Source organism: Cryobacterium sp. RTC2.1, from assembly GCF_035018685.1.
Lineage (GTDB): Bacteria > Actinomycetota > Actinomycetes > Actinomycetales > Microbacteriaceae > Cryobacterium > Cryobacterium glucosi.
This window is the reverse complement of sequence record NZ_JASJXJ010000033.1, coordinates 20,440-28,053: the sequence shown is the minus strand read 5'-3', so window position 1 is coordinate 28,053 and position 7,614 is coordinate 20,440. Positions and strand designations below refer to the sequence as shown.

The following is a 7,614-nucleotide window of genomic DNA, read 5'->3' as shown; positions in this document are numbered from 1 at the left end:
GACCGAGACGGTCGGAACCTGGTCGAGCACCTGCTGGGTGACGACCGTGACGCTGCGACGGCCGAAGATCGAGCCGTCATAGGCGAGCTGGTCCATCGTCTGCCCGTGCAGGGTCCGCACAAAAAAGAGGTACAGCGCGACGAAGACGGCCGACGCGACGATCGCGCCGCCGAGATATCGCAGGAATCCTGTTGTCGAGAGGGAGCGCACAGTCCAGCTTCGCACGACTCGCTGGACAGACCGTGGGTGAGGCCGCAGAAACGCCGGATCGGACACCGAACAGGACGTCGCAGTCAACGGCACCGGGCGACACCGGGCGACACCGGGCCAAAGCAAAGGACCCCGGGGCCGAACGCCGCCGAGGTCCTTCTCAGCAGAATTCAACTGCTGTGATGTTGAAGGTACACCGTGCGGGGACTCCCGCGAACCACCGCTGCACAGGTGCCAGCCGCACGCTAGCCCTTGACTCGGCGGGGACGCGGCGTACCGTGACTGGCATGTTTGCTGCACACCACGGTCGGCACGTCGCCGACAAGGACCATCCCGCACGCGGGACCACGTCGCGGGGCGCCCACCCGGCCGGTGCCGAGGGCTTCAGCGGACTCGAGGGCGACTTCGAAGAGGAGCGCCGCCGGGCCGCGAGCGCCCAGGCCGAACCCTCCGAACCCTACGAGCAGGACACCGTGACCCGGCCCACCCTTCCGGGAACCACCGAGGGACTGACTCACCCCTGACCCACCCCTGATCCGCCCCGCTCAGACCAGGTCGGGCTCAGACCAGGGCGAGCACGACCTTGCCGCGCACGTGCCCGCCCATCAGGCAGCGGTAGGCGTCCGCGACCTCCTCGAGCGAAAATACCCGGTCGACCGGCAGCACCACGTCCCCGCTCGCGACCCGGTTGGCGAGGGCGGCCAGGTCGCCAGGGCGGGCCGCCTGACCTCCGACGCCGGTGATGCCGGCATCCGCCCGGTGGCCGCGCGCGGCGATCGTATTGATGCGGCCGCCCGGCACACCGAGTTCGAGGGCGGCGTCGATCGTGGCGGGACCGCTGTTGTCGAGCGCAGCCGTCACCCGGGGCACGAGCGCGCGCACCCGGTCGGCGAGACCGGGGCCGTATGCGACGGGGATGACGCCGAGACTGCGGAGGAAATCGTGGTTCGCCGGGCTCGCGGTTCCGACAACGGCCGCGCCGGTGCGCACGGCGAGCTGCGCGGCAAGGACGCCGACTCCCCCGGCGGCCGCACTCACGAGCACCGTGTCGTCTCGGGTCAGCGCCAGCGAGCGCACCGACGCCGTCGCGGTGCGGCCCGCGATATCGAGGGCCCCGGCAGGGACGAAACCGAGCGCATCCGGTTTACGGATGACGGCGGATGCTTCGACGACGAGCCAGTCGGCCTGGGCGAACATACGCGAGCCGCCGAGCACGGCGTCGCCGACGGCCCAGCTCGTCACGCCGGCACCGAGTCCGTCGATGACGCCGGAGAAATCATTCCCGTTGCCGCTCGGCAGGACGACACTGTACGCGCCGGCGGCCGGACCGCCGCGGAGGATCTTCCAGTCCACGGGATTGAGCCCCGCGGCGTGCACCCGCACCCGCACCTGGCCGCGGCCGGGGGCAGGCGGATCGCCGGTGATCACCCGCAGGACTTCCGGGCCGCCGAATTCGGAGAAACGCACGAAACGAGCCATGCGCCCAGCCTATTCAGGGCGCGCAAGACCCGGCACCCCTCGGATGCGGCGGCGCTCGCGGACGGGCTTCCGCTGCCCGCGAACGGCCGGGCCCCGCCGGCTCTTCTCCGGTCCCGTCGGCATGTTCGTCTGGAATACACCGGCCGTTCAAGGTCGGCTGGTCGAATATTCGGAGTAGAGTCAGTCGACTCAACGATGAGTGCAAACAGTCCCGACGAATGGAAAGTTCATTTGAACCTGCGAACGGCCGAATACCCTAGGCCGGACTATTTCCTGCTCCACCTCAGCGATACCCATGTTCTGGCCGATGGCGGCAGGCTCTACGACCAGGTCGACAGCGCCCGGCACCTCGCCGAACTCTTCGCCGAGGTCGAGGCATCCTCTGGCCGTCCCGACGCCATCATTATCACCGGCGACCTGGCCGACAAGGGCGAACCGGATGCCTACGCCCTCGTCCGCAGCATCGTCGAGCCGGCCGCCGCCCGCCTCGGCGCCCGGGTGATCTGGGTGATGGGCAACCACGACGACCGCTCGGCCTTCCGCGCGGAACTCCTCGGCCAGCCCTCGTCGACAGCACCGATCGACCGCGTCGACTACATCGGCGGCCTCCGCATCATCACGCTCGACACCTCGGTGCCCCACCAGCACTTCGGCACGGTCACCGACGCCCAGCTCGCCTGGCTCACCGAGGAACTCAGCGTTCCCGCTCCCGACGGCACCATTCTCGCAATGCACCACCCGCCCGTTCCGAGTGTGCTCGACCTCGCCGTCTCCGTCGAGCTCCGCGGCCAGGCCCGCCTCGCCAAGGTGCTCCGCGGCACGGATGTCCGCAGCATCATCGCCGGACACCTGCACTACTCCTCGACCGCGATGTTCGCCGGCATCCCGGTGTCGGTGGCCTCGGCCACCTGCTACACGCAGGACCTCAACGTGCCCGTCGGCGGCACCCGCGGCCGCGACGGCGCCCGCGCGTTCAACCTCGTGCACGTCTACCCGGACACCGTGCTGCACTCGGTCGTGCCGCTCGGCAGCTACGCCCCCCTCGACTACATCGACCCGGAGGAGAGCGCCCGCCGCCTCGCCGCGTCGGGCATCACGATCATGGGCGCGGGTACTCTCCCGGCGCTCCGTGAGCCGCCGATGACCACGCCGATCCCGGTTCTGGGCTAAGCGGGCCGCGGCGCCTGGCCGAGCGCGATCGCGACCGCCGCACCGGCGAGTTAGCCCGATTCCGCCGAGATGCGCCGGTGCGACTGCCCCTCTCGGCCGAACCGAGCGAACTCGGCGCCTGGGGAGACGCTGTCCGTGGCGGCAGGCGTGCCGCTCACGGTGGCCTGCGCCTCGCGCTCCCACGGCGCGACGATCGGGAAGTACTGTTCGAGGAACTCGGTCACGGCCGCGCGGCGCACCTCGTCCGAGATCTCGGGGAAGCTGCCGTCGTTGAGGCAGAACATGTCCTGGTCGCGGCGCTTGCGGAGCTTGTTCATCTGGCGCAGCGCGAGCTTGAGCGTCGTCTCGATGTAGAGCGACCTGGCCTGGGTCTGCTCGACCGCGCGCCCGGTGGTCAGCGCGTAGTAGTGGTAGAGCGAGTTCGTCACGGAGATGTCGGTCGCCGAACGGAACTGGCTCGCCGCGGTGCGGGCGAAGTCCTCGGGGAACTCCGCCTCGAGCTCGAGCAGGACGCTCTTCCGCATCGGCACCGCCGTGTGCTCGAGGTGCCGGGTCGTGACCTTGCCGAAACGCTCGCGGAGCAGCGCCCGGTTGACCCGGGCGGCGTTCTCGAACCCGCTGCGGCTCGGGTCGTTTTCGCCGAGGCCGATCCGGGTGGATGCCTCGATGAACTTCGTGACGCCGCCCGGCGAGAAGAACAACTCCGGTCCGACCGGGCGGCCGAAGAACATGTCGTCGTTGGAATACAGGAAGTGTTCGGCGAGCCCGGGGATGTGGTGCAGCTGGCTCTCCACGGCGTGCGAGTTGTGGGTCGGCAGCACGCTCGGGTCGGGGAAGAAGTCCTCGCTGTTCATGATCGTGACGCGCGGGTGCTCGGCGAGCCACTCGGGCGCCGGCGAGTCCGTCGCGATGAAGATGCGGCGCACCCAGGGCGCGAACATGTAGACGCTGCGGAGGGCGTACTTGAGCTCGTCGATCTGCCGGAAGCGGGCGTCGGACTCGTCGCCGCTGCCGACGACGTATGCCTTCATCCGCTTGGCGCGTTCGCGCTGGAAATCGCTCGAGGAGCCGTCGACCCAGGAGAAGACCATGTCGATGTCGAAGCTCACGTCGCTCGCGAGATCGTCGAACATGTGCTGCAGGGTGCGCCAGGTGCGCCCATACAGGGTGATGGTGGTCTCGCGGGCCTCGCCACGCGGCATCCGCTTGCGCATCAGGGAGTTCTCGACCGGGGCCACGATCTCGTCTTCGCCGAAGAACCAGAGCTCGAACTGGAACGCGGTCTCGGCGCCGTACCGGAGGCGGCCGATCGGTTCGATGCGCGGGCGGTAGACCCGGAACACGGATGACTTGCGCAGGGTGGTGAGGGCGCCGTCGGCGAGCAGGAGGGGCTGGGTGAGGTGCCCGTCGAGGGGCTTGGCGTAGAAGGGGTCGTTGGAGAATGCCTCGGCGAGCGCGCGGGTGATGTGCTTGCGGCGCTTGCGATCGACGGCGAGGACCGGGCGGTCGTGATCGCCGCGGACGAGCAGGAAGTCGATGCCGGCGGCGTCGAGGGCGTGGGCGATCGCGAGAAGGTCCCTGACCATGAACTCGTGCGGGGTGAAGTGGCCGTTGATGAGGGCGATTTCGCCCTTGCGCACGACGACGTCGTCGCGGTCGAAGCGGCGGGTGCGGGCGTCCGGGGAGAGCAGGACCAGTTCGGGTTCCGTGCTCAGCGAGAGCACGGGGTTGGCGGAGTTGGCGGTGCCCGGAGCGCTGGCGGTGCCGGCCGGGCTCACCGGGACGACAGACGGCTCTGCGGCTGAACGATCGACGGTAACCATGGTCCTCCTCGGGAAATGGGAACACTCATCAACGGGGCAACCGTGTGTTGCCGGGGAGAGTGCGTCCGGTACGTGCCGGCGGCCGCGACCCGGTCTGAGCCGGGAACCGGCAGCCGACAGCAAGCGGTAGCGTTCCTCCCAGTCTACGTTGCCCGGCGACCCGCCCCGATGACGGCGCCGGGACCTCCGGCGCGGGTTCAGAGGGAGTTGATGCCGATCAGGCCGATGATCAGGGCCATCACCTCGAGGGTCACGAGCTCGTGGGCCAGGTTGAGCACGGTGAGCCCGGCGGGGCGCCGGTCGAAGACGTCGTGGGTGACCATCCGGGCGGCGGTGAAACCTGCCCAGAGGATCAGCGCGGTCAGCAGCGCGTTGGCGAGGAAGCTGCCGCCGTAGAAGTTCTGCGTGATCGCGATGGCGCCCGCGAGCACCCACGCGGTGACGAAGCTCACGAGGACGGTGATCACGATGGGAGCGACCGCGTTGCCGCGCATGCTCTCCTCGTCATGGCCGACCGTACGCATCCAGTACCCGCCGAAGACCCGGCGCGAATACCAGACCGACCCGACGGCCATGCTCGACGCGGTGGCGAGCAGTACCGCCCAGATGTTGATCTCGGGAACCATGAGGGATCCTCTCGCTGATTCCGCCGGTGGCGGAGGGGATGCCTCGATGTTAGGGCGACGCGGGCCCGTCGGGAGAGATCTCCCCGGATGTCTCCCGGATCGTTAGCTCCGCAGGGTCGGTCACCGGCACGCGGCAGACGAAGTCGCGGCAGAGGTACGCCGTCGGCCGGTCGCGGAGCGGAACACGGCCGGCGAAGAGGTCGAATCCGGCGGCGGCGAGTGTGCGGGACTGGGTCGCTGTGACGGATGCGATGACGCCGGTCGCCCGCTGCCTCGCGCTGTCGACGAGTGCCGTCACGCTCACGGCAGCGGGCACATCGAAGAAGGAGGGTGCGGCCGAGAAGTCGGGCTCCCCTGGCTCGTCGAGGTCGGCGTCACCGCTGGGTTCCGCCGCAGCGGCCCGGTCGTCTGGCGCGACGAGCACGAGCTGTTCCACGGGGGCGATCAGTGCGGAGCAGAGCTGCAGGACGGCACCGAAGGCGAGCGGGCGTTCCGCGGCACGGGCGAGGAACGGGACGACCGCCGTGACCGCTGCATCCCGGTACTTCTCCGACTCGGTCATCAGGTACAGCAGCTGAGCGGCGCCCGCGGCGGCCGAGCGTCCGGACGGGTATGCGCCCTCGGAGGGGTCGACCTCGAGGGCGAGTCCCTGGCCGACCAGCACGGGATCGGAGCCGCCCGGGACCCGGAACCGTGCGGCGGCCGTGTCGGTGGTCGCGGCAGTGTCGGTCGTCGCGGCAGTGTCGGTCGTCGCGGCAGTGTCGGTCGTCGCCGTTAGCGTGCTGTCCACCAGGAGGCGCGCCGCGGACGCGTAGCGTTCCTCACCCGTCACGAGTGCCAGTTCGAGGAGTCCCCGTGCGAACATCCCGAAGTCCTCCAGGGTAGCCCGCGCCGTCGAGGACCGGCCGGCGATGGAGGCTCGCACGAGCACCGGCCCGTCACCTGCGGAGTCGGCTGCGGATTCGGCTGCGGATTCGGCTTCGGCTTCCACGGTGAGATGCCGGGACAGCAGGTAGTCGGCGGCGCGGGCCGCGGCATCCGTGTAGCGGGAATCACCGAACGCGAAACCGGCGCGGGCGAGCGCGCCGATCGCGAGGCCGTTCCAGCCGGTGAGCACCTTCTCGTCGAGGGCGGGGCTGGGCTGCGTTCGCCGGGCGTCGATATCGAGGGCGTAGTAGCCGCCCTCGACGCGGCGTCCGGCGACGGTGCTCTCGGAATCCTGGGCACTCGCGAAACCGCCGTCGGGCAGCTGCAGCACGGAGAGGAGAAACTCGGCGACGCCCTCGGCGACCGTGCGCGCCCACTGTTCCCCGGTCAGTTTCCAGGCCTGGGTGTAGAGGTCCAGGAGCTGGGCGTTGTCGTAGAGCATCCGCTCGAAGTGGGGCTCGCTCCAGTCCCGGTTGACGGCGTAGCGGAAGAATCCGCCCTCCACGGGGTCCCGCAGCGGGGAGGCACCCATCCGTTTGAGGGTGCGCAGGGCGAGGCTGCGGCCGGATGAGCGGTCGAGCAGGAACGCGAGGACGGGGGCGACGGGGAATTTCGGCGCCCCGCCGAACCCGCCGTACCGGGTGTCCTCCGTCACGGCGAGGCCCTCGACGATGCCGTCAAGCACGCTGCCCTGCGGCAGCAGGTTCCGCGGGCCGGCTCCCCCGACATCGTTGCCGTCGACACCATCGAAAGCAGCGACGGCAGCATCGGCGACGGCGGCATCGGCGAGCTCCTGCTGTCTGGCGGCTGCGGCGAGCGCGTCTGCGACGAGAGCGCCGGTCTCGGTGACCTCGGCGCGGCGGTCGGTCCAGGCGTCCGTGACGGCTTCGAGCACCTGCCGGAACGCCGGTCGGCCGGGAACGGCGGTCGGCGGGAAGTACGTTCCCGCGTAGAAAGCACGTCCTTCAGGGGTCACGAAGACGTTGAGCGGCCAGCCGAGGCCGTCGACGAACGCGCTTGCTGCGGCGAGATAGGTCGCGTCGACCTCAGGATGCTCCTCCCGGTCGACCTTGATGCTCACGAAGTGCGCGTTGAGGTAGGCGGCGAGGTCGGGATCGCTGAAACTCTCCCGCGCCATCACGTGGCACCAGTGGCACGTCGAGTATCCGATCGACACGAGCAGCGGAAGGTCGCGCGCCCGGGCCTCGGCGAAGGCCTCGCTGCCCCAGCCGTGCCAGTCGACCGGGTTGTCGGCGTGGGAGCGCAGGTACGGGCTGATCGCATCGGCAAGACGATTCGGCATGGTCCCATTGTGCCCCGACCCCGCAACGGGCAATCGAACCGGTGACGCCGCGCCCGACTGGTTACAGTGGACACAC

7 protein-coding genes are annotated in these 7,614 nt (G+C 69.8%); 2 read left to right on the top strand and 5 right to left on the bottom strand.

What is annotated here, in order from left to right:
- Nucleotides 1-225 (bottom strand): hypothetical protein (locus tag QN357_RS06515; RefSeq protein ID WP_323504689.1); only part of this gene is annotated, 225 nt, incomplete at its 3' end.
- 272 nt (nt 226-497) lie between these two features.
- Here QN357_RS06515 and QN357_RS06510 point away from each other — a divergent pair.
- Nucleotides 498-734 carry a hypothetical protein gene (locus tag QN357_RS06510; RefSeq protein WP_134449371.1) on the top strand — a complete coding sequence of 79 codons (237 nt, stop codon included), beginning with the start codon at nt 498-500 and terminating at the stop codon, nt 732-734.
- 37 nt (nt 735-771) lie between these two features.
- Here QN357_RS06510 and QN357_RS06505 read toward each other — a convergent pair whose 3' ends face one another.
- Nucleotides 772-1,689 (bottom strand): NADP-dependent oxidoreductase, encoded by a 918-nt coding sequence (locus tag QN357_RS06505; protein ID WP_323504688.1) that lies wholly within the window; start codon nt 1,687-1,689, stop codon nt 772-774.
- Nucleotides 1,690-1,920: 231 nt separating this feature from the next.
- On the opposite strand from QN357_RS06505, the gene QN357_RS06500 reads away from it, so the two are divergent.
- Nucleotides 1,921-2,859 (top strand): phosphodiesterase, encoded by a 939-nt coding sequence (locus QN357_RS06500; RefSeq protein ID WP_277612938.1) that lies wholly within the window; start codon nt 1,921-1,923, stop codon nt 2,857-2,859.
- Nucleotides 2,860-2,909: 50 nt separating this feature from the next.
- On the opposite strand, the gene QN357_RS06495 is transcribed toward QN357_RS06500, so the two are convergent.
- The 3 genes from QN357_RS06495 to QN357_RS06485 form a co-directional block, all read right to left on the bottom strand.
- Complete coding sequence (locus QN357_RS06495; protein ID WP_323504687.1) at nt 2,910-4,682, bottom strand: stealth family protein; 1,773 nt, start codon at nt 4,680-4,682, stop codon at nt 2,910-2,912.
- A 197-nt stretch (nt 4,683-4,879) separates the two neighbouring features.
- Nucleotides 4,880-5,308, bottom strand: coding sequence for a DUF1761 domain-containing protein (locus QN357_RS06490; RefSeq protein WP_134449367.1), 429 nt, complete (start codon nt 5,306-5,308; stop codon nt 4,880-4,882).
- Between the two features lie 49 nt (nt 5,309-5,357).
- Entirely contained in the window at nt 5,358-7,538 is a 2,181-nt protein-coding gene (locus tag QN357_RS06485) for a thioredoxin domain-containing protein (protein ID WP_323504686.1), read from the bottom strand.
- Between the last annotated feature and the right edge of the window lie 76 nt (nt 7,539-7,614).

Coding starts and splice junctions, on each gene's coding strand:
- QN357_RS06490 (WP_134449367.1), bottom strand. CDS start 5,308: ATGGTTCCCGAGATCAACATCTGGGCGGTACTGCTCGCCACCGCGTCG.
- QN357_RS06485 (WP_323504686.1), bottom strand. CDS start 7,538: ATGCCGAATCGTCTTGCCGATGCGATCAGCCCGTACCTGCGCTCCCAC.
- QN357_RS06495 (WP_323504687.1), bottom strand. CDS start 4,682: ATGGTTACCGTCGATCGTTCAGCCGCAGAGCCGTCTGTCGTCCCGGTG.
- QN357_RS06505 (WP_323504688.1), bottom strand. CDS start 1,689: ATGGCTCGTTTCGTGCGTTTCTCCGAATTCGGCGGCCCGGAAGTCCTG.
- QN357_RS06510 (WP_134449371.1), top strand. CDS start 498: ATGTTTGCTGCACACCACGGTCGGCACGTCGCCGACAAGGACCATCCC.